General features: G+C 63.1%; 14 protein-coding genes and 1 tRNA gene. 5 read left to right on the plus strand and 10 right to left on the minus strand.

Going from position 1 to position 21,396, the window contains the following annotated elements; translation table 11 throughout:
* Positions 1–8: 8 nt before the first annotated feature.
* The 3 genes from ABEA06_RS03530 to ABEA06_RS03540 all read left to right on the plus strand — a co-directional run bounded on the left by ABEA06_RS03530 (position 9) and on the right by ABEA06_RS03540 (position 3,829).
* Positions 9–2,624, plus strand: a complete 2,616-nt coding sequence (locus ABEA06_RS03530; RefSeq protein WP_345310575.1) for a DEAD/DEAH box helicase — start codon at positions 9–11, stop codon at positions 2,622–2,624.
* Between the two features lie 102 nt (positions 2,625–2,726).
* The gene (locus ABEA06_RS03535; RefSeq protein ID WP_303382957.1) at positions 2,727–3,326 is read left to right on the plus strand and encodes a SatD family protein; all 600 of its coding nucleotides are present in this window, start codon (positions 2,727–2,729) and stop codon (positions 3,324–3,326) included.
* Positions 3,323–3,829, plus strand: coding sequence for a hypothetical protein (locus ABEA06_RS03540; RefSeq protein WP_303382956.1), 507 nt, complete (start codon positions 3,323–3,325; stop codon positions 3,827–3,829). The genes ABEA06_RS03535 and ABEA06_RS03540 overlap by 4 nt, the downstream gene beginning before the upstream one ends.
* Before the next feature lie 91 nt (positions 3,830–3,920).
* Here the strand turns inward: ABEA06_RS03540 and ABEA06_RS03545 are convergent, their stop codons facing one another.
* From ABEA06_RS03545 to ABEA06_RS03565, 5 genes are all read right to left on the minus strand, one after another.
* Positions 3,921–5,261, minus strand: coding sequence for a TerC family protein (locus ABEA06_RS03545; RefSeq protein ID WP_303382955.1), 1,341 nt, complete (start codon positions 5,259–5,261; stop codon positions 3,921–3,923).
* A 219-nt stretch (positions 5,262–5,480) separates the two neighbouring features.
* The gene (gene uvrB, locus ABEA06_RS03550; protein ID WP_345310576.1) at positions 5,481–7,622 is read right to left on the minus strand and encodes an excinuclease ABC subunit UvrB; all 2,142 of its coding nucleotides are present in this window, start codon (positions 7,620–7,622) and stop codon (positions 5,481–5,483) included.
* Positions 7,623–7,652: 30 nt separating this feature from the next.
* A complete protein-coding gene (coaE, locus tag ABEA06_RS03555) occupies positions 7,653–8,240 on the minus strand; it encodes a dephospho-CoA kinase (protein WP_425559491.1) in 588 nt (195 codons plus the stop codon).
* Between the two features lie 31 nt (positions 8,241–8,271).
* Positions 8,272–10,629: a dephospho-CoA kinase gene (gene coaE, locus ABEA06_RS03560; protein WP_345310578.1), complete on the minus strand. Its 2,358-nt coding sequence runs from the start codon at positions 10,627–10,629 to the stop codon at positions 8,272–8,274.
* 155 nt (positions 10,630–10,784) lie between these two features.
* Positions 10,785–11,279, minus strand: a complete 495-nt coding sequence (locus ABEA06_RS03565) for a hypothetical protein (RefSeq protein WP_303382952.1) — start codon at positions 11,277–11,279, stop codon at positions 10,785–10,787.
* Positions 11,280–11,424: 145 nt separating this feature from the next.
* On the opposite strand from ABEA06_RS03565, the gene ABEA06_RS03570 reads away from it, so the two are divergent.
* Positions 11,425–12,123, plus strand: a complete 699-nt coding sequence (locus tag ABEA06_RS03570) for an IMPACT family protein (protein WP_345310579.1) — start codon at positions 11,425–11,427, stop codon at positions 12,121–12,123.
* 159 nt (positions 12,124–12,282) lie between these two features.
* On the opposite strand, the gene rpsA is transcribed toward ABEA06_RS03570, so the two are convergent.
* From rpsA to ABEA06_RS03590, 4 genes are all read right to left on the minus strand, one after another.
* On the minus strand, positions 12,283–13,758 hold the full coding sequence (gene rpsA / locus ABEA06_RS03575; RefSeq protein ID WP_345310580.1) for a 30S ribosomal protein S1: 1,476 nt from the start codon (positions 13,756–13,758) through the stop codon (positions 12,283–12,285).
* Positions 13,759–13,911: 153 nt separating this feature from the next.
* On the minus strand, positions 13,912–15,306 hold the full coding sequence (locus ABEA06_RS03580) for a GNAT family N-acetyltransferase (RefSeq protein WP_345310581.1): 1,395 nt from the start codon (positions 15,304–15,306) through the stop codon (positions 13,912–13,914).
* 33 nt (positions 15,307–15,339) lie between these two features.
* Complete coding sequence (polA, locus tag ABEA06_RS03585) at positions 15,340–18,240, minus strand: DNA polymerase I (RefSeq protein WP_345310582.1); 2,901 nt, start codon at positions 18,238–18,240, stop codon at positions 15,340–15,342.
* Positions 18,241–18,285: 45 nt separating this feature from the next.
* Positions 18,286–18,900: an ANTAR domain-containing response regulator gene (locus ABEA06_RS03590; protein WP_303381862.1), complete on the minus strand. Its 615-nt coding sequence runs from the start codon at positions 18,898–18,900 to the stop codon at positions 18,286–18,288.
* 186 nt (positions 18,901–19,086) lie between these two features.
* Between ABEA06_RS03590 and ABEA06_RS03595 the strand changes: the two genes are divergently transcribed.
* Positions 19,087–19,171: transfer RNA gene (locus tag ABEA06_RS03595), tRNA-Leu, on the plus strand.
* Positions 19,172–19,738: 567 nt separating this feature from the next.
* On the opposite strand, the gene pyk is transcribed toward ABEA06_RS03595, so the two are convergent.
* A complete protein-coding gene (gene pyk / locus ABEA06_RS03600; protein ID WP_303381861.1) occupies positions 19,739–21,244 on the minus strand; it encodes a pyruvate kinase in 1,506 nt (501 codons plus the stop codon).
* Between the last annotated feature and the right edge of the window lie 152 nt (positions 21,245–21,396).

Genomic DNA, 21,396 nt, shown 5'->3' on the forward strand with positions numbered 1-21,396 from the left:
TTGCGGTGATGAAACTCCTGGACGCCCTTGCCCCCGAACTCTCCGCACCCGGTCAGCATTACTTGCGCGGGGACTTCGCCTCCAATCCGCTCAGCGATGACGAGATCTACGAGGGATTCCTCGGCTGGATCTCCTCGCGGGACATGGAGCTCTACCCCGCCCAGGACGAGGCCGTTCTGGAAGTGGCCGGCGGCGCCAATGTCATCCTGGCCACGCCCACGGGCTCCGGTAAATCAACGGTGGCGGTGGCGGCCCACTACGCCGGGCTGGCGCGCGGCCGGCGTTCCTACTACACCGCACCCATCAAGGCGCTCGTGTCCGAAAAGTTCTTCGACCTGTGCGAGATCTTCGGGGCCGAGAATGTGGGCATGGTGACCGGTGACTCCTCGGTCAACCAGGATGCTCCCATCGTGTGCTGCACGGCCGAGATCCTCGCCAACGTGGCGTTGCGCGAAGGCTCCGACGCGGACCTCGGCGTGGTCATCATGGACGAGTTCCACTTCTACTCGGACCCGCAGCGCGGGTGGGCGTGGCAGGCCCCACTCATCGAACTCCCCCAGGCCCAGTTCGTGCTCATGAGCGCAACCCTGGGAGACGTCACCCGGATCCAGGAACGTCTCAGCGAGGTCACCGGGCGGGACACCAAGCTGGTGACGTCCGCGGATCGCCCCATCCCACTGCATTACTACTACTCGGAACGGCCCATTCACGAGGAACTCGAGGAGCTGCTGAGTACGCACCAGGCTCCCGTGTACGTGGTGCACTTCTCGCAGCTTCAAGCGGCGGAACAGGCGCAGAACCTGATGTCCGTGGATGTGCTCAGTAAGGAGGAAAAGCAACGCATTTCGGACCTGATCGCTCAGTTCCGGTTTTCCGCGGGCTTCGGCAAGACCCTCAATCGCTTGGTCCGCCACGGCATCGGCGTGCACCACGCGGGCATGTTGCCCAAGTACCGCCGCCTGGTCGAGCAACTCGCCCAGACCGGGCTGCTCAAGGTCATTTGCGGTACGGACACGCTGGGCGTGGGGATCAACGTACCCATTCGCACGGTGCTGATCACCGCGCTGTCCAAATTCGACGGCGAACGCACGCGCCGGTTGAGCGCCCGAGAGTTCCACCAGATCGCCGGCCGCGCGGGCCGTGCCGGATACGACACCGCGGGCACGGTGGTGGTTCAAGCCCCCGACCACGTGATCGAGAACGAACGGGCCATGGCCAAGGCCCGCGCCAAACACGGCGACGATCAGAAAAAGCTGCGCCAGGTCACCAAGAAGAAGCCACCGCAAGGGTTCGTCTCGTGGAGCAACAAGACCTTCGACGGCCTGGTCGCCGCGCAACCCGAGCAACTGACCTCGTCGTTCACCGTGACTCACTCCATGGTGTTGAACCTGCTGCAGAGACCCGGCAACAACGTGGCCGCCGGCTACCACCTGCTCAGCAGCATTGACGAGACCCACACCAGGAAACGCGATCTGCTCAAGCAGGCCCTCGCGATTCTGCGGGAGCTCATCCGCGCCGAGGTGGTCGTCCGGCTACCCGAACCGGACGAGACCGGGCGCCGCTACAAGGTAACGGTCGAGTTGCAGGACAACTTTGCCCTGAACCAACCGCTGTCCCCGTTCGCCCTGGCCGCGCTCACGATCCTGGACCCCGAGTCCGAGACGTACGCCCTCGACGTCGTCTCCGTCATCGAGGCGACCCTCGAGAAGCCGCGACAGGTGCTCAACCTGCAGGAGAAGAAGGTCAAGGGCGAGGCGTTGGCCGTGATGAAGGCGGACGGCGTGGAGTACATCGAGCGGATGCGCGAACTCGATGAGATCACCTACCCCCAGCCGCTGCGCGAACTCTTGGAACAGGCCTTCGAGACCTACTCCAGTTCTTCGCCCTGGGTGAGCCAGTTCGAACTGTCCCCCAAGTCCGTGGTGCGCGACATGTACGAACGCGCCATGACCTTTGGTGATTACATCCAGTTTTACGGGCTGGCCCGCTCGGAAGGCATCCTGCTCCGCTACCTCTCCGACGCGTACAAGGCGTTGCGACAGACCGTTCCCGTGGACGCCACGACCGAGACACTGACCGATCTGATCGAGTGGCTCGGCGAAAGCATCCGCCAGACGGACAACTCCCTGCTCGACGAATGGGAGAAGCTCGCTGCAGGCGAAGAATCCCCCATGGGAACCAGCGCGGATTCCCTTGAGGAACTTGTGGAGGAACAACCTGAGGGCGTTACCAGAAACCCTCGGGCCTTCCGGGTCATGGTCCGCAATGCGCTGTTCCAGCGCGTGGAACTTTTCGCCCAGGAAAAGGAGAAGGTCCTCGGTGCCCTGGACGAAGGCACGGGCTGGGATCGCGATCGCTGGGCGGATGCCATGGACGCCTATTTCGGCGAATACGACGACATTTACACGGACGCCCAGTCCCGCGGCCCGGCGCTGATTCGAATCAATGAGAAGCCCGAGGGACTCAGCGGGTACTGGACCGTGGCCCAGGTTTTCGACGATCCCGACGGCAACCATGACTGGGGGATCAATGCCCGCATCGATCTGGCCGCCTCGGACGGGGAAGGCTTCCCCGCGGTGCTGGTCGACAACGTGGGCAATATCGCCGAAACGGGTCGTGACTGAAGCACACCTCAGCATATGCAGTTATCAACGCATAAGTGAGTTCTATGCAGTGAGAACCGCATGTAGCATAACGGCAAGCGGACGGACAGCGAGGAGGGCACCGTGTACGCACTGACCGTGGACCGCAGGGGATCACGCGAGGATCCCGAGTCCCTGGCCATGCTCGAACACCGCGACCGCTTCCGGAGCTCTTTTCCGGGGGCAGTCCTCGGCTGGCAGATCAGCGCCGGAGACGAACTGCAAGCACTCTATGACGAGCCGCAGTGCGTCCTGGACGTGGTGCTCGCCCTGGCGGATGAGCAGGAGTGGCACGTCGGTCTGGGCATCGGACACGTGGACACCCCGCTCCCGGAGAACGTCAACGAGGCCACCGGTCAGGCCTTCGTATCCGCCCGAGAAGCCGTGACCGCTTCCAAAGACACTGGCTACCCCGCCGTGCGCGGCTCCGACTGGGCAACCCACGCGGAAGCCGTCCTCAGCCTGGCCTGTGCCGTGCGGGAACGTCGGACCGAGACGGCCAAGCAGGCCACCGTTCTGGCCCAGCAGGGATTCACCCAGCAACGGATTGCCCAGGAGTTGGACATTGCGCAGTCCTCGGTGTCCCGCCGGTTGTCCTCCGCGCTGTGGAGCCAGGAGCAGGCCGTGCACCCGACGGTTCTCACGTTCCTGGAACTGGCCAACGAGCACCCGGAGGCCCCGTGAAAATCTCCCGAATTTTCCTGGACGCGGTTCTCCCGGCTGCTTTGGTCGTGACCGCTTTTGTGTGGACCGCGGTGGCCGGTACGGCTCCCCGTGAAGTGGCCTATCCGGCACTCCTGGTAGCAGGAACACTCTCCGGGGACCTCGTGGTGCGGTGGGTGTTCAATTTGGCGGACGTGTCCCACGAGCGACCCACCCCCGGTCCCGATCCGTGGAACGGTCAGGATCCGCCCCCTGAGCCGGTGACTCCACCGTTGCGCGGCGGTTTGGTGATCGGTTTCCTGGAACGCGCTGCCACCATTGCCTCCCTACTCACCGGCCACGTGGCCGGCATCGGCGTGGTCGTGGCCGTCAAGGGCCTGGCCCGGTACGGTGAATTCACCAATGCACGGCAACGCGAGCAGTTCATCATCGGCACCCTGGCTTCGCTGTTGTGGGCCGCACTCTTCGCCGCCGCGGCCCTGTGGTGCACCACGGACCCCGGGCCGTTCGCCGCCTGGCGCTAATACCCACCCATGAAAACGACGCCGCCCGCGCACCTGAGGTGCGCGAGCGACGTCGTTAATGTGGCGGCCTACTCAGACCGTCTTCGATCCATCAGCGGACCGAGCTCGAGCCTCCGGACGAGTGGCCTTCAGGACCGTTGCCGTCCGCGGCCTTACCGGTGGGCTGCACCGTGGCCGTGGGGGCTGCCGATTCCACATCCTCCTGGTTCAGATCCGGGGACGGGGTCTTGACCTCGCCCGTGGATTCGAACTCGCTCTGCTGGCCGTGCACGGTCTCCACCATCTTGCGGAACTTTGCGCGGGAGTCGATGAGATCTTCCTTGTGCTTCTCCGAGATCTTGGGGAACTGCTGGGTGAGTTCCGCGATCTTGGTGGAAATGCGGTTACGATCCTCGGCGGGCGCGTCCTTGGGCAGAGCCAGGTACTTCTCTGAGAGGTCCTGGGTCTTCTGAATGATCCGCAGGGCACGACCCTTAGGGCTGAACAGAGATGCCAGGACAGTGATGACCAGGATCGAAATGATCACGGTCAGGGAGGTACCAATGCCGATCTCGGCGACCGGAACGTGCTGACCATCGTTGATGAACGAGAGGGTGTTCTCGTGCAGTGCGTGCAGCATCAGCTTGATACCAATGAACAGCAGGATGAGCGAGAGGCCCCACGACAGGTAGATCAAGCGATCCAGCAGGCCGTCGATCAGGAAGTACAACTGGCGCAGACCCATGAGTGAGAACGCCGTGGCCGTGAACACGATGTACGGTTCCTGCGTCAGGCCGAAGATCGCGGGGATGGAGTCCAGCGCGAAGAGAATGTCCGTGCCGCCGATCGCCACCATGACCAGCAGCATGGGGGTCATGACCTTCTTGCCGTTCTCGATGGTGAACAGCTTGTCGCCGTCGTAGTAATCCGTGGTCGGCAGGAGCTTCTTGGCCAACCGCACCACAAAGTTGTCGGCCTCGTCCGATTCCGAATCCGTGACTTCGCCCTTGATGAGCTTACCGGCGGTGTAAATCAGGATCAGGCCGAACAGGTAGAACACCCACGAGAAGGCGTTGATCGCCGCGGCGCCAATGAAGATGAACACGGTACGGGCGATCAGCGCGAACACGATGCCGAACAGCAAGACCTTCTGCTGATCAGCGCGCGGCACCTTGAAGGACGCGATGATGATCAGGAAGACGAACAGGTTGTCGACCGAGAGCGCCTTCTCGGTGATGTAACCGCCGTAGTACTCCGCCGTGAGCTGCAGGCCGTCCATCCACAGGATGACCAAGCCGAAGAGCAGGGCAATACCTACGTACACGGCCGACCAAATCGCGGCCTCTTTGATGGTGGGCTCGTGCGGTTTCCGCACGTGGAAGAAGAAGTCGTAGGCCAGCAGGCCCAAAATCAATGCAAGGGTGATGCCCCATTGCAGGCCGGTAATTTCCATGTGTCAGCACTTTCCGTTGAGAGATCCGGATGATTACCGTGGGTCTCTCCACCGACCGGTGCTCGGTCGACTCACCTGTGACAGTGGTCTTGGCACCATGAGTGATCGGTTGCTGCGCCCGGAGTGACAACTTTGCCGCTCGTGCTGACGTTCACAGCTCTTAGGGATACTCCCCCACGTTTGATGGTTCGACTTAGTTTACACAGCTCGCCCAGCAGGTCAGGCGTGGCCCGCATCCTTCATGCGGCGCAGTTCCTTCTTGAGATCCGACAATTCGTCACGCAGCCGGGCGGCAAGTTCGAACTGCAGCTCGGCGGCCGCGTTACGCATTTGTTCGCTCAATTGCTCGATGAGCTCCACGAGATCCTCCGCGGGTGCCGCCTGCACGCCGTCTCGCAACAGCTTCGATTCGGCCTTGGACGCGGCTTCGCGCTGAGACTCGGACGCGCTCTTCTTCTTGCCGCCCTTGATGGGAGCGGTGTGATCGTTGGCGGCCGCTCGCTGAGCCAGGAGCATGCGCGTGTCCTCGTCCTCGCGGGCCAATTGATCAGTGATGTCCGCAATCCGCTTACGCAGTGGTTGCGGGTCGATCCCGTGTTCCTTGTTGTAGGCCACTTGGATCTCACGCCGGCGATTGGTTTCCTCAATGGCTGTTTCCATGGAATCCGTGATCCGGTCCGCGTACATGTGCACCTCACCGGAGACGTTACGTGCGGCACGGCCGATCGTCTGGATCAGTGACGTGGTGGAGCGCAGGAAGCCTTCCTTGTCAGCGTCGAGAATGGCCACGAGCGAGACCTCCGGCAGGTCCAGACCCTCACGCAGCAGGTTGATACCCACCAGAACGTCGAAGGTACCCATGCGCAGGTCCCGTAGTAGTTCCACGCGCTTGAGCGTGTCCACATCCGAGTGCAGGTACTGAACCCGGATCCCGTGTTCCATCAAGTACTCGGTGAGATCTTCGGCCATGCGCTTGGTGAGCGTGGTGACCAGCACACGCTCGTTGCGTTCCACGCGCAGTTCGATCTGCTCCAGAAGGTCATCGATCTGCCCCTTGGTCGGCTTGACCACAACCTGGGGGTCCACGAGCCCGGTGGGACGAATGATTTGTTCGACCACGGATTCCACCTTGGCCATCTCGTACTTGCCGGGTGTGGCGGACATGTACATGGTCTGGCCGATGCGTTCCAGGAACTCGTCGAACTTCAGCGGCCGGTTGTCCATGGCGGACGGCAAACGGAACCCGTGTTCCACCAGAGTGCGTTTACGTGACATGTCGCCCTCGTACATGCCACCGATCTGCGGCACCGTCACGTGGGACTCGTCAATGATGAGCATGAAGTCATCCGGGAAGTAGTCGAGGAGACAGTGGGGCGCGGAACCGCGTGGACGACCGTCAATGTGCAGCGAGTAGTTCTCGATGCCGTTGCAGTAGCCCATCTGCTCCATCATTTCGAGGTCATAGGTGGTGCGCATGCGCAACCGCTGGGCCTCGACGAGCTTGTTCTGGGATTCCAGTTCTTGGAGCCGGTTCTGCAGTTCGTTCTGGATGGTTTCCACGGCCCGCGCCATCCGTTCCGCACCCGCCACGTAGTGGGACGCCGGGAAGACGTACATTTCCTGTTCTTCGTTGACGATCTCCCCCGTCAACGGATGCAGCGTGTAGATCGATTCGATCTCGTCCCCGAAGAATTCGATCCGGATCGCCAGCTCTTCGTACATGGGGATGATTTCCACGGTGTCACCGCGCACGCGGAACGTGCCACGGTGGAAATCGACGTCGTTACGGGCATACTGCATGTTCACGAATTGACGCAGCAGGTCGTCACGGTCCATCTCCTGCCCCACGGCCAGGGTGACCATCTGCTTGACATACTCCTCCGGAGTACCCAGGCCGTAGATGCAGGACACTGTGGACACCACCACGGTGTCCCGGCGGGTCAGGAGTGAATTGGTGGCCGAGTGCCGCAGTCGCTCGACCTCCTCGTTGATGGAGGAGTCCTTCTCGATGAAGGTGTCCGTCTGCGGAACGTACGCCTCGGGCTGGTAGTAGTCGTAGTACGAGACGAAGTACTCGACGGCGTTATTGGGCAGCAGGTCGCGCAACTCGTTGGCCAGCTGTGCGGCCAGCGTCTTGTTCTGCACGAGAAGCAGTGTGGGTCGCTGGACCGCCTCGATCAGCCACGCAGCGGTGGCCGACTTACCGGTGCCCGTGGCGCCCATCAAGACGACGTCTTTTTCGCCACCCTGAATACGTTCGGTCAGTTCCGCAATGGCCTTGGGCTGATCGCCCGCGGGCTGGAACTCGGAGACCACTTCGAAGGGGGCGACGACGCGATTGATTTTCTGAGCCAGCGACATGCCCCCAGAATACGCGCCACCTCCGACAGGCTAACTGCCCTGTAACCGCCACCATTCATCGACCTGACGGACGAGGTCCTGGACCCTGCCGGAATTGTCGAACACGGTGGTTGCAGCGGCCCGCCGTTGCTCGTCCGTGGCCTGCGCAGCGATCCGCCTCCGGGCGTCGTCGTCGGCCATCCCCCGGTCGGTGACCATTCGACGCACCCGCTCCTCGACCGGCGCCTCGACCACCAGAACCTGGTCCATGTCCGAGTGCTGGCCGGTCTCCACGAGCAGCGGCATGTCGTAGACGATCACCGACCCGGGCGCGGCGGCCTCGATCAAACGTGCCGTTTCTTCGCGGACCATGGGGTGAATGATGCCGTTGAGGGCTTCAAGTTGAACTTGATCGTTGAACACGATGTTGGCGAGTTCTTGCCGGAGAAGCTCACCCGTTGTCGGATCGATCACCGCATCGCCAAAGTGTTCGCGAATGGCACTGTGACCCCGTTCCCCTGGTTGTTGGAGATTGCGGGCGATGGCATCCGCGTCGATCACCACGGCACCCAGCTCGCCGAGGCGCCGCGAGACGGTGGACTTACCGGAGGCTATCCCACCGGTCAGACCCACCGTCATCACGGAATGATCCCCGGCCTTGATGTTGCGATCACTCACGTGCGGCATCCTTTCCCCCGACGATCTCCGGAACGGCCGGCACCACATACTCATCCCAGATCCGCCGGACCTGGGCGCGGAGGTACTCGTTGTCGCCATCGTTAGTCACGACCTCGTCCGCGATCTCGCGGCGCTCGTCGTCGCTGCTCGAATCGTCGACGCGGTCCCAGGCTTCTTCGCGAGTCATGCCCGTTTCCTGGACCATGCGCTGCACGCGGATGTCGGCGGGAGCCTCGACGGCAATGACCACGTCGAACCGTTCCGATTGACCGGATTCCACCAGGTCGCGGACATCCTGGACGAGCACGGTGTCCGGGCCCGCGCGACGGCCGCGGTGACGGGATTCCTCCCGCACCAGCGGCAGCACGAGTTCGTTGATCCGGTCACGGGCCGTCTCGTTGTTCGACTTCAGGTCGGTGAGCGCAGCCAGGTCCACGGAACCGTTCGGTGCCATGACCGTGTCCCCGAACATCCGGGCGATCTCGGCGTGGGCCTCGGTGCCCGGGCGCAGCACATGGGCCCAGATTTCGTCATTGTCCACCACGGTGGCACCCAGATCCTCGAAGGCCTGGGCCACGGTGGTCTTACCCGCCGAGTAGCCACCGATCAGGGCCATTTGCAGAACTGGCTGGCCTTCCTTTTCACGCTGCCAGTGCCACGTACGGGGCTGGTGGGTATTGTGCTCGGGTTCCGTCCCCACCTCGTACTCGGGACGCATGACATAGTCGTCGACCGCAGTGGAACCTTCACGTGCCCGTCGGTGGTACTCCTCAACGGGAAGCACCTGCTTCCACTGCCGCGTTCGGATGGGTTTCGCCGTTCCCGCGTCCTCCCGAATCGCTTGGAACAACATGAACGCTTGTAAGAGGGACATCAGCATGACGGGGGCACCGATCACGATGATCACTTCCTGCAGAGCGGCAAGTCCACCCTCGCCCGAGGTCGTGATGATGGCCGCGCACACGGCACCGACGGACAGCGCCCAGAAAACACGCTGTCGTCGGGGCCCTTGGTCCTCATAACCCGATGCCATCGAGTCCATCACCAAGGCGCCCGAGTCGATGGAGGTGATGAAGAAGATCGTAATGACTACCAGTGCAAGGACCGCCGTGGCTTCGAAGAAGGGGAAGTTCTGCAGCAACTGGAACAGGGCCGCTTCCACGTTGCCCTCTTCGACGATCGTTTCGGTCATGGACCGTTCCGTGCCTTCGGCGCGATCGATCTGGAAGGCACTCAAGCCGTAGATCGCCATCCAGATCACCACGAACACTGACGGCACGCCCAGCACACCGACCACGAACTGACGAACGGTGCGGCCTCGCGAGATCTTGGCCACGAACATGCCCACGAAGGGCGCCCAGGTCACCGTCCACGCCCAGTAGAAGACCGTCCAGTCACCCGACCATTCGCCGTTGCCGAACGTGTCATTGAAGAAAGCCAACGTGGGCAGCGCTTTGAGGTAACTGCCCGCAGATTCGACCATTCCACGCATGAGAGACATGCTGGCGCCGGCCATCAGAATGAAAACGAGCAACGCCACGGCCGCCACGATGTTGATGTAGGACAGCCGCTTCACACCCTTGTCCATACCCGCAATCACGGAGGCGAGACCCACCGCAGTGACCACGGCGATGATCGCGGCCTGGATCCAGCCGGCCATGGGAATGCCGTACACGTAGTTCATGCCACTGTTGATCTGCATGGCACCCAGACCCACGGAGACGCCCAGCCCGAACACCGTAGCCACAATCGCCATGATGTCGATGGCCTTGCCGATCGGGCCGTGAATGCCGTCGCCCAGTAGAGGCTGGAAGGCGGACGACACTCGCGGGGGTAGCTTCCGCTTGTACGTGAAATAGCCGAACGCCAACCCGGGGACAATGAAGATGCCCCACATGTGCAACCCGAAGTGGAAGTTCGAGATGTTCAACGCTTCCACCGCGGCCTGATCCGAGAACGGCTCCGTGCCGTACATGGGCGGATTCGCGTAGTGGTTCATGGGCTCCGCGACGCCCCAGAACATAAGGACCGCGCCGAGGCCCGCCGCGAACAGCATGCCGAACCAGGCGATGCCCGAGTACTCGGGTTCGGAATCGTCGTCGCCTATTCTGAGGCGCCCGTACCGGCTGAGCGCGAGACCGATGGCAAAAATGACCATGGCCGTGACACTGAACGTGAAGAACCAGCCGGCCTGGTACCGCAAGGCGTTGGAGACGGTGCCGAAGAACCCCTGCACCTGCGTCGGAAAGAGTCCCATCGCCGCCGTGAACAGGACGATCAGTCCGGCAGATATGAAAAAGATGGAGGGTGTGGTTCTCAGGCCTAGTCGATCGTGCAAGCGATTGAGCATGTTCCATGACTTCCGAATTGGCGGAACCGCCCGTGATTTCCCTCACGGGCGGTAGATCACGGTCCTCAACTGTACCGACCAGTTTTTTGGCAGCCCCTATTGGCGCACCGGCAACGGAGACCGTTACTTGTTCGTAACGTTCCGTTGTCCCTCTGTCACGGAGCGGTCCGAGTTCGGCCGAGCCCTTCTCTCACGCCCGGGCGGAATGCGACGAACAGCCAGATACCGTTCACGATCACCAAAATGATTCCGGGCAGTCCGAGCAACAGATTTCCCGGTGCCACTATCGCGGACAAGGCCGCATGGATGAGGCCGACGGTTGCGAAGACTGCACCTGCGTACCAGCCTTCGCGCAGTCGCTTGCGCAGCGGAATGTACACGGCCAGGTACATGCCGACCAGCAGAATCAAACCGACCACGGCCCCGACCCAGTACGCGCTCTCGGGTGGTGCGCCGAACGGTGCGTCCTCGAACGCTCGATGGGTGATCTGGCCGGTGACGATGTTGGTCAGGATGGTCGTGAGGTACAAGACGCCGGAGACGATGGTCAGTGTCAGCAGTGTCCTCACGTGTTTGTCGACCTCGGGGTCGATCTGTCTGTTGCGTGCCGATGAACCCTGAGTTTCCGCACGCCGTATTGTCTCGCTCATGGTCGGTACCGCTTTCTCCAGTGCTCTTGCACGACATGTTCCTCCCCGGGACGCCGTGATACAAGACACACGAGAAAGCTTCTCAGTAGTAACCTTGTACGGCTGATCCGGCATCCGCCTCTGACCGCGCCCTAGACTGAAGTACATGCCCAGCGACCCGAACGTCTCCTACACGGTGCTGCGCGCGAACTCGGTGCACACGCACGAGGCCGAGATCAAGAAATCCCGATTCCTCGCACTCCTGAAACGGGTCGATTCGGAAGCAGCTGCGCGCGCTTTCATTGCCGAGACCAAGGCTCAGTACCGCGACGCCCGCCATCACTGTTCGGCTTTCCTGATCGGCCCCACGCGCGAGACCGGTCGCAGTTCCGACGACGGCGAGCCGTCCGGGACCGCGGGCATGCCCATGATGCAGGCCCTGAGCGCTCACAAGGTGCCCTCCCAACGCGACCAGCAGTTCCAAGGCGATCTCTCGGACATCTGCGCCGTAGTGGTTCGCTGGTTCGGCGGGGTCAAACTCGGCGCCGGCGGCCTGGTGCGCGCGTACTCCGGGAGCGTGGCCGCAGCGCTCGAGACCGCTCCTCTCAGGACACGCATGCGCTCCCGCTCCCTCACGGTGCGCTTGGCCCACGCGGATGCCGGCCGCGTCGAGGACGACGTGCGCACGGCCGGCTTCACGGTGCTGCCCACCCGCTACGAAGCCGACGCCGCCGTGCTCACTCTCGCGGTCCCCGATCGTGAGCTCGATGTTCGCCACGCCTTGGACACCGTGACCTCGCTGACCGCGGGACAGTACATCCCGCGCCCCGGGAGCGTCGACTGGCACGACATCCCACTGCGCTGACCGCCCACTCACCCGTGCACTGCACGGCACCGGCCATCGCGGGCATTGCAGCGCTCCGTGGCGCACGTGTTCCTGACATGACAGAACCCCGCACGGTATCGTGCGGGGTTCTGCGATTCAGAGGTCCGAACCGCCGGGGCGGTGCAGCTTATCCGTGAATCAGTTGCCGGTCAGCTTCTCGCGCAGGGCAGCGAGGGCTTCGTCGGAAGCCAAGGTGCCCGCATCCTCGGCCGGAGCCTCGGAGGAGTAGCTGGTCGGAGCGGCGGGGCCACTGTTGCTGCTGCTGCTGGAGTTCGAGGAGGAAACGGCAGCTTCCTGATCCTCGGCCAGGTGCTTCTGCACCTGCTCCTTGTGAGCTTCCCAACGAGCCTGAGCGTCCGCGTACTGCTGCTCCCACGCTGCGCGCTGGTCCTCGTAGCCTTCGATCCACTCGTTGGTCTCGGGATCGAAGCCCTCGGGGTACTTGTAGTTACCCTGCTCGTCGTACTCCGCGGCCATGCCGTACTGAGCGGGATCGAACTCGGTGGACTCGGGGTCCACACCCTCGTTGGCCTGCTTCAGGGACAGCGAGATGCGGCGGCGGTCCAGGTCGATGTCGATGACCTTGACGAACAGCTCTTCGTTGACGGAGACAACCTGCTCGGCCATGTCCACGTGGCGCTGCGCCAACTCGGAGATGTGCACCAGGCCCTCGATGCCGTCTTCCACGCGCACGAACGCACCGAAGGGAACCAGCTTGGTGACCTTGCCCGGGACAACCTGGCCCAGGGCGTGGGTGCGTGCGAACAGCTGCCAGGGATCTTCCTGGGTTGCCTTCAGCGACAGCGAAACACGCTCGCGGTCCATGTCCACGTCGAGTACCTCGACGGTGACTTCCTGGCCAACCTCGACGACCTCGGAGGGGTGGTCGATGTGCTTCCAGGACAGCTCGGACACGTGCACCAGGCCGTCCACGCCACCGAGGTCCACGAAGGCACCGAAGTTGACGATGGAGGACACGGTGCCGGTGCGAACCTGGCCCTTCTGCAGCTGCTGCAGGAAGTTGGCGCGAACCTCGGACTGGGTCTGCTCCAGCCATGCACGGCGGGACAGCACCACGTTGTTGCGGTTCTTGTCCAGCTCGATGATCTTGGCTTCGAGCTGCTGGCCGATGTAGGGAGCCAAATCGCGGACACGACGCATCTCGACCAAGGAAGCGGGCAGGAAGCCGCGCAGGCCGATGTCCAGGATGAGGCCGCCCTTGACGACCTCGATGACGGTGCCGGTGACAACGCCGTCCTCTTCCTTGACCTTCTCGATGTCGCCCCAGGCGCGCTCGTACTGAGCGCGCTTCTTGGACAGGATCAGGCGACCTTCTTTGTCCTCTTTGGTGAGAACCAGAGCCTCGACCTCATCACCCACGGCAACAACATCGTCAGGGTTGATGTCGTGCTTGATGGACAGCTCGCGAGAGGGAATTACGCCTTCGGTCTTGTAGCCGATGTCCAAGAGGACCTCGTCGCGGTCGACCTTGACGACGGCGCCTTCCACGAGGTCGCCGTCGTTGAAGTACTTGATGGTCGCGTCGACAGCGGCGAGGAAATCCTCTTCGGTTCCGATGTCGTTGACGGCAACCTGCGGGGTGGTGGTGGTCATGTAGTAGGGACTCCGATGGATTAGTTTGAATGGTCAGTGTTCACCGCTGGGACCTTGTAAGGCCCGGATTACGGTGAACGAAACGTGCTTTGGGCGCGCAAATGAATACGCACTGCACCATTCTAGGCTTCAAGGGCAACCGGTTCAAGCAGCCTAGAACGGCGAGATGCAATACGGGTGTTCGGACGTGGACATCAGCGATTGCAGGTCATCCAGTGCCGCGAGATCCCGCACCTTGATCAATCCCGCGTAATACAGTGTGGACGCCTTCACGGCACCCAAGTACAGCGAGCCCAGGGCGTCGATATTCATGGCGACGTCCGCCTCCTCCGGCAACTCGACGCGCGGCATAGACTTGCCCGCGACGTCGTCGTCCGTGCGGGGTCGGTCCCCCGTCCGCTCCACGACCGGCCGCTCGCCGGTCGTATCGATCATGTACATGCCGTCCGCGAAACCCAACGAATCCACCAAGGAGATCGTCACCGTGCGGTGCGAACGATAGGGGCGCGCAGACAGCGCGGCGATCGGGTCCAGGATGCGCAACCACAGCCGCTCGTAACGCTTGCGTACCTCGTAGTCGGCCATGTCGACCATGCCCCACATCAAGGGGTCCTCCATTTGGGCATTGGGGTGACGCACCTCGGTGACCAGGTCCAAGCCGCACAGATACTCCCACAGTGCGATGCGCACCTGGGCGCTGGGCGAGACAAGGTCCACCACTTCCAGGGTGCCCTTGAAGCCACTTCCGCGCACGAACTTGTAGCTGACATAGCCGTCCGCCCGCTCGTTCCCGTCGTAGTGGACCGCCGTGCGGATCTCGGGATCGGCCTTGCCGGTATGCCAGTCGTACTGACCACTCACGTAATCCCACCACTTGCCGGTGCGCCTCAGTGAACCGGGGGTCAGCTGGTGGAACTCCTCGAAGATGTGCGGCGCCAGCTGCGCGAGCGCCTTGTTGTCCGCCATTTCCACTCGCCCCACGGACGGTGCCTTGAGCGTCAAGCCGGATTCCGCGGCCACCGCGACCTCGGTGTTGAACGTGCCTGCCCCGAACCCGAACCGGCCGTAAATGGTCGCTTCGGACGCCGTGAGTGCCGCGATCGGGAACCCCGCCTGGTGCGCCTCGGTGAGATCGGCGGTCATCATGCGGCGCAGGATACCGCGGCGGGCGTGCGTGGGACGCACCGTCACCTCGGACACCAACCACGCGGGCAACTGAGTTTCTGCGCCCAGGGTGAGGTTCGAATTCCACGAGCAGTACGTGGCCACGGGTCGCTGCTCACCCAGAGCCGCGGTCGGCACCGGGTCCTGACTGTGGACGGCGCGCAAGCGGATGCGTTCGCTGTGCAGCCACATGAGATCCCTTTCCAGGGACTGCTCGGAGGGCTCCGGGCCGTGAAAACCCTGGTTCACCGCGCGCAACCATTCGACTGCTTCCGGGTTGCCTGCAATTCCGCCCGGTCGCGCGCCGAAGGTCTTCACCTCATAGGTGTTGCCCTTGGCGCTGTACTGCTCGGAGCGGGGTTCGTTGGCCGGGTGCGTGCTCATGCGGAAAGGTCTCCTGGGTGACGTCGAATGATTTTAATGCGCGGCCTGTTGCCACGTGCGGCCGGTGCCCACGTTGACGTCCAGGGGGACTGTCAAATCAGCGGCACCCGCCATCTCCTCGCGCAGGATCTTCTCCACGGCCTCGACCTCTCCGGTGGCGACCTCCACGATGAGTTCGTCATGGACCTGCAGCAGCACGCGCGAACGGAGCTCCTGCTCGTCCAGGGCACGATCCACCCCGATCATTGCCTTCTTGATGATGTCCGCAGCGGACCCCTGAATGGGAGCGTTGAGTGCCGCGCGCTCCGCGGACTGCCGGGCCAGCCGATTGTCACTCGTGAGGTCCGGGAGGTAACGGCGTCGGCCGTCGATGGTCTCGGTGTAACCCTTCTCGCGGGCCTCGTCCACGACACCGCGCAGGAAGTCGCGCACCCCACCGAATCGCTCGAAGTATTCGCTCATCATGGTCCGTGCCTCATCCACGGGAATGCTGAGCTGCTGGGACAGCCCGTAGGAGCTGAGCCCGTACACCAGTCCGTAGCTCATGGCCTTGACCTTGGAGCGCATCTGCGCGGTGACCTCTTCGGGTGCCACGTTGAACACGCGCGAGCCCACGAAACGATGCAGGTCCTCCCCCGCCCGGAAGGCCTCGATGAGTGCCTCGTCCCCGGACAAATGCGCCATGATGCGCATTTCGATTTGTGAGTAGTCCGCGGTCATGAGGGTCTCGAACGGGCCGTCCACATCCGATCCGACCACGAACACGTTGCGAATGCGTTGCCCCTGTTCGGTGCGCACCGGAATGTTCTGCAGGTTGGGGTCGGTCGAGGACAGCCGCCCGGTGGCCGCCACGGTCTGCATGTAGGTCGTGTGGATCCGGCCGTCCTCGGCAATGGCCTTGCGCAACCCCTCGACGATCTGCTTGAGCTTGGAGTACTCACGCCAGTTCATGAGCGCCACAAGAAACCGGGAGCCCTGCGTTTCCGGGTCCACCCGACCCAGCAGGTCCGCCACCGCCGCGGCGTCCGTGGTGTAACCGGTCTTGGTCTTCTTGGTCTTGGGCAGGCCCAGTTCCTCGAACATCACGGTCTGCAACTGTTTGGGTGAACCCAGGTTCACCGTGCCCTCGATCTGCGCCTGCGCCAGCTCCTTGTTCTCGTCAATGGGCTGCTGCAGGTCCTTGTACAACTGGTCGATCCCGGAACGGTCGATGGCCACACCCAGGTTCTCCATGCGCGCCAGAATTACCGCCAGCGGCATTTCCAGCTCCAGCAGCAGCGGCAGTTGGCCGTCCGCCTCGAGCAGGGCACGCAAATGCTGGCTCAGCTGGGCGCAGGCGGCGCCCAGGCTCGCTTCACGCCGCAGTACCTCGTCCGGGATCGCTTCGAGGCCTTGGTCCTCGCCCAGGTCCAGCTCCGTCTGGGCGGCCTTGCCCTTGCCCGACGACGCCGCGGGGTCACCCGCGTCCGGCACCTCGAGTTCCAGGTGCTGGGCGAGCTGGGCCTCGAGGTCGTAACTGCGCAGCGCGGGACGCACGAGGTAGCCGGAGAGCTGGACGTCGTCGTGCACGCCGTCCAGGGTCACACCGCGGTCCACGAGGCCGTGGAACAGGTCCTTGAGGCCGTCCACGATTTTCGGTTCGGTGGGGTCTTCGAGCCAATGGTCCACGGCGGTGGCCAAGTCCTGGTCCGCGGCGAGGACATCCACCACCGCGCTGGTGTTCGCGGTGAACACGAGAGCCGTGACTTCCCCGCCCGACGCCGCTTTGGGATCCGGCAGCAGACGCCGCACCACGGCGGGAGTTTCGGTGTCCTTGTTCTCGTCCAGCCAGTGCCGCCACTGCTCCGCCGTGGTCACGCGCTCGACCGTGCTCACCACGGGAGCGTCCGAGCTGGGCCCGCCCGCACCGGCATTGCCGAAGGCGTCCAGAAGCCGGCCGCGCAGGCCGGCGCCGAATTCGAGTTCGTCGAAGACCTCGTCCACCCTGTCCGTGTCCGGGACGGGGAGCGCGGCGTTGTCGAATTCGATGTCGAGGTCGAGATCGGTTTCCAACCGGTTCAATTTGCGATTGCGTCGCACGAGCTCAATGTTCTCGCGCAGCGCCTCGCCCTTCTTACCGGTAATTTTGTCCGCGTGCTCGAGCACTGACTCCACGGGACCGTAGGTCGTGATCCACTTGGCCGCGAAGCCGGGGCCCACACCGGGCACGCCCGGCAGGTTGTCCGCCTGCTCACCCGTGAGGGCGGCGAGGTCCGGGTAGTTCTGCGGGGCCACCTTGTACTTCTCGTAGACGGCCTGGGCATCCATACGGCGTAGATCGGACGGGGTGCGACCCGGGTACACGATATTGACGTGGTCGTTGACCATCTGAAACGCATCACGGTCTCCGGAGAAAACGAGAACTTCGAAGTCCTCCGAGACGCCGCGCCTGGCCAAGGTGGCCAGAACGTCGTCGGCCTCGTAGCCCTGAAGGGTGACCACAGGGACTCCGAGTGCCTCGAGGATGCGTTCGATATTCGGCACCTGGCCGTGGAAATCCTCGGGGGTCTCGTCACGACCGCCCTTGTAGTCCCCGTACTCCTGGGAACGCAGCGTGGGGCCTTCGAGGTCGAAGGACACCACCAAGTGGGTCGGTTGATAATCGCGAATCAGCTTGACCATGGTGTTCACAAACCCGTAAACACCTTCGGTGTGGACTCCCTCCGAGGTGACGAAACCCGGGCCGCTGCCGTACTCCGCGGCGCGGGACAGCGCGAAGAACGCGCGGAAGGCCAGGGAATGCCCGTCGATCAGGAGCAGGCGTCGTTCCGGGTGGCTCACCGTGCCGGGCAGCGTGATTGATTGGGGGGAATCGGTTTTCTCCCCGATCACCACCACGGGATCGGCGGAGGTGTCCTGGCTTGCGTTGGTCTGGGCGTCGCTCGTCTCACTCACGCGTCCATCCTAGGCGTTCGCCCGGGGCACTCGGAGAAGCCGGCCTCAGGTCACCTGGTTGATGATCGCATCGGCCACTTCACGCATGGACAGTCTGCGATCCATCGAGGTCTTCTGAATCCAGCGGAACGCCTCGGGTTCGGACAGACCCATCTTGGTCTGCAGGAGGGACTTGGCGCGCTCCACGAGTTTGCGTGTGGCGAACTGTTCCTTCATGTCCGCCACCTCGTTCTCCAGCGCGAAGATCTCCTCGAATCGGGACATCGCGATCTCAATGGCCGGCACCACATCGTCCACGGTGAACGGCTTGACCACGTAGGCCATGGCGCCCGCCTCACGCGCACGCTCCACGAGTTCGCGCTGGCTGAAGGCCGTCAGCAGCACCACGGGAGCGATCCGCTCCTCCGCGATCTGCTCTGCCGCAGTGATGCCGTCCATGACGGGCATTTTCACGTCCATGAGAACCAGGTCCGGGGTGTGCTCACGGGCGAGGTCCACGGCACGTTGACCATTTTCCGCCTCGGCCACCACGTTGTAACCGGCTTCACGAAGCATCTCCACGATGTCCATGCGGATCAAGGCCTCATCCTCGGCGACCACCACGGTTTTGGCGGGAGCATTCGAGGGAGCGGGAGTGGACGCTTCGGGCGATTCCGTCACGGGGGAACTCCTTGGTTAGCTGGGAATCAAACTGGATATCGCATCAAACCACGCCATTGCGGCGGGTTGGGCATGAGACACGCCACACGGCAAGCCGTGCGCGGCGCTTTGGTCTCCAGCCTACCGCTCATCGTGTAGGCTGTTACCGCTGCTCACGGCCTCGTGCCGTGAATCTGTAACACGCTAGCCCAAGTGGCGGAATTGGCAGACGCGCTGCACTCAAAATGCAGTATGGAAACATGTGTGGGTTCGAGTCCCACCTTGGGCACCATGAACCGCTTATTGAGAGCGGTGAAGAAACGGCCTCGTGTGCACGGGGCCGTTTTTTCGTACGCGCGGCCGGATCGACACCTGATCTCCACCATCTGAGGTGCAGTTGGAGCCTTCAACCGCACCGCAGGCTTCCTTAGAACCCTTTCGGCCTCGGCCAAAGGTTCTAACGGCGCACCAGGTTTAGTGAGGGGTTCTACCAACGCCTAGAACGTGAACCGTCTACGGGATCAACGTGCCGTGGCGGCGTCGTCGGCGTCGAGGGTAAGAACCGGACTGAGGCGGAGGAACGAGCGCTTGACATCTGGGGACGACGTCCGCAGGCCAGGCCCCGTCAACGCGACGAACCTCTGCCAAAAATGTTCAGCCGGTGCTGTGACCACACCGCAGGCGTCATGAGAACCCTTCCGGCCTCGGCATGAGGTCCTTACGACGCTTCGGACGCAAGGTATGGCTCTGACGCGGCACAGAAGGGTAGGGCCACTCCGATAGGCCCCGTACGCCGACGGCGACCCGCGCACCGAAGTGCCCGGGCCGCCGTGGGCGTACGCGGTGGGAAACTAGCCGATCACGATTCGCGCCAGGGAGCCGAGGCCGGCAGGCTCTCGCGCCACGGACCAACGCGTTCGTGCTGTTCGCGGACGGGTGCCTCACCGGCATCGTCCAGGTCGCCCACGCGGTGGACCTTGACCAGGTTGGTGGAACCTGCCACGCCCGGAGGTGAACCCGCGCAAATGATGACCAGGTCATCCGAGCCGGCCAGGCCCTTCTCCAGCATGTAATGGTCCACCTGCTTGGTCATTTCGTCCGTGTGGTGCACATGCTCGACCAGGATGGGTTTGACACCCCACAGCAACGACAGCAGAGCCATGACGTTCTGCACGGGAGTGAAGGCCAGGATCGGGCGGTCGGGCCGCAACCGGGACAGGCGGCGGGCGGAATCACCCGATTGGGTGAACGTGCAAATGTAATTGACGTCCAACTGACGTGACATGGTCACTGCGGCCCGGGTCACGGCACCACCGCGGGTGCGGGGCTCGGTGCCCAGTGGAGGCATGCGGTCCATACCCTGGGTCTCGGTGGCCTCAATGATCCTGGCCATCGTCTCGATGGTTTGCACCGGGTACTTACCCACGGAGGTCTCACCGGAGAGCATGACCGCGTCCGCACCGTCGAGCACGGCGTTGGCACAGTCGGAGGCCTCGGCCCGGGTGGGGCGCGGATTGTCGATCATGGACTCGAGGACCTGAGTGGCCACGATCACGGGCTTGGCCCACCGGCGTGCCAATTCAATGGCGCGCTTCTGCACGATCGGCACGGCCTCGAGAGGGAGCTCCACGCCCAGGTCACCACGGGCCACCATGATGCCGTCGAAGGCGTCAATGATTTCGTGGAGGCTGTCCACGGCCTGCGGCTTCTCGATCTTGGCGATGACCGGGATGGTCCGGCCTTCTTCCGCCATGATTTCATGCACGCGGGTGATGTCCTCGGCGTCTCGCACGAAGGACAGCGCAATGATGTCGACGCCGCGCTGGAGGGCCCAACGCAGGTCATCCTCGTCCTTGTCACTGAGCGCGGGAACGTTGACGGCCACACCGGGGAGGTTGATGCCCTTGTGGTTGGAGACGGGGCCACCCACGATCACTTCGGTCTCCACGGTGGTGTCCGTGACCTTGGTGGCCCTGAGGGCCACCTTGCCGTCGTCGATCAGCAGCGGGTCGCCCACGTTGACGTCACCGGGTAGACCCTTGTGCGTGGTGGAGGACAACTCCTGGGACCCCTCGACATCCTCGATGGTGATGGTGAACGGGTCGCCCACCTCCAGGCTGTACGGGCCGTTCGCAAAGTTGCCCAGTCGAATCTTGGGGCCCTGCAGGTCGGCGAGGATGGCCACCGTGGTGTCGAGTGCTTCGCTGGCCCGTCGCAGGTTCTCGTAGGAGGCGTTGTGAACGTTGTGATCACCGTGGCTCATGTTCAGGCGAGCCACATTCATTCCGGCCTGAATGGCCTGGGTGAGGTGCTCGTACGAGGAAATAGCCGGGCCAATGGTGGCCACGATCTTCGCTCGACGCATGGGTGAATCCCTTTCGGTCGGAGACTAGAGGGGGAAAACAGAAAAGTGGCCGCGATGAAACAGCGTGTCGCTGTTCCAGCACGGCCACTTTGCCGGAATTCGGTTCCCAGTTTAGCAACGGGGGCCGAGGATTGATACGGCCGGGTATCGCT

The organism is Kocuria gwangalliensis, assembly GCF_039544365.1.
Classification (GTDB): domain Bacteria; phylum Actinomycetota; class Actinomycetes; order Actinomycetales; family Micrococcaceae; genus Kocuria; species Kocuria gwangalliensis.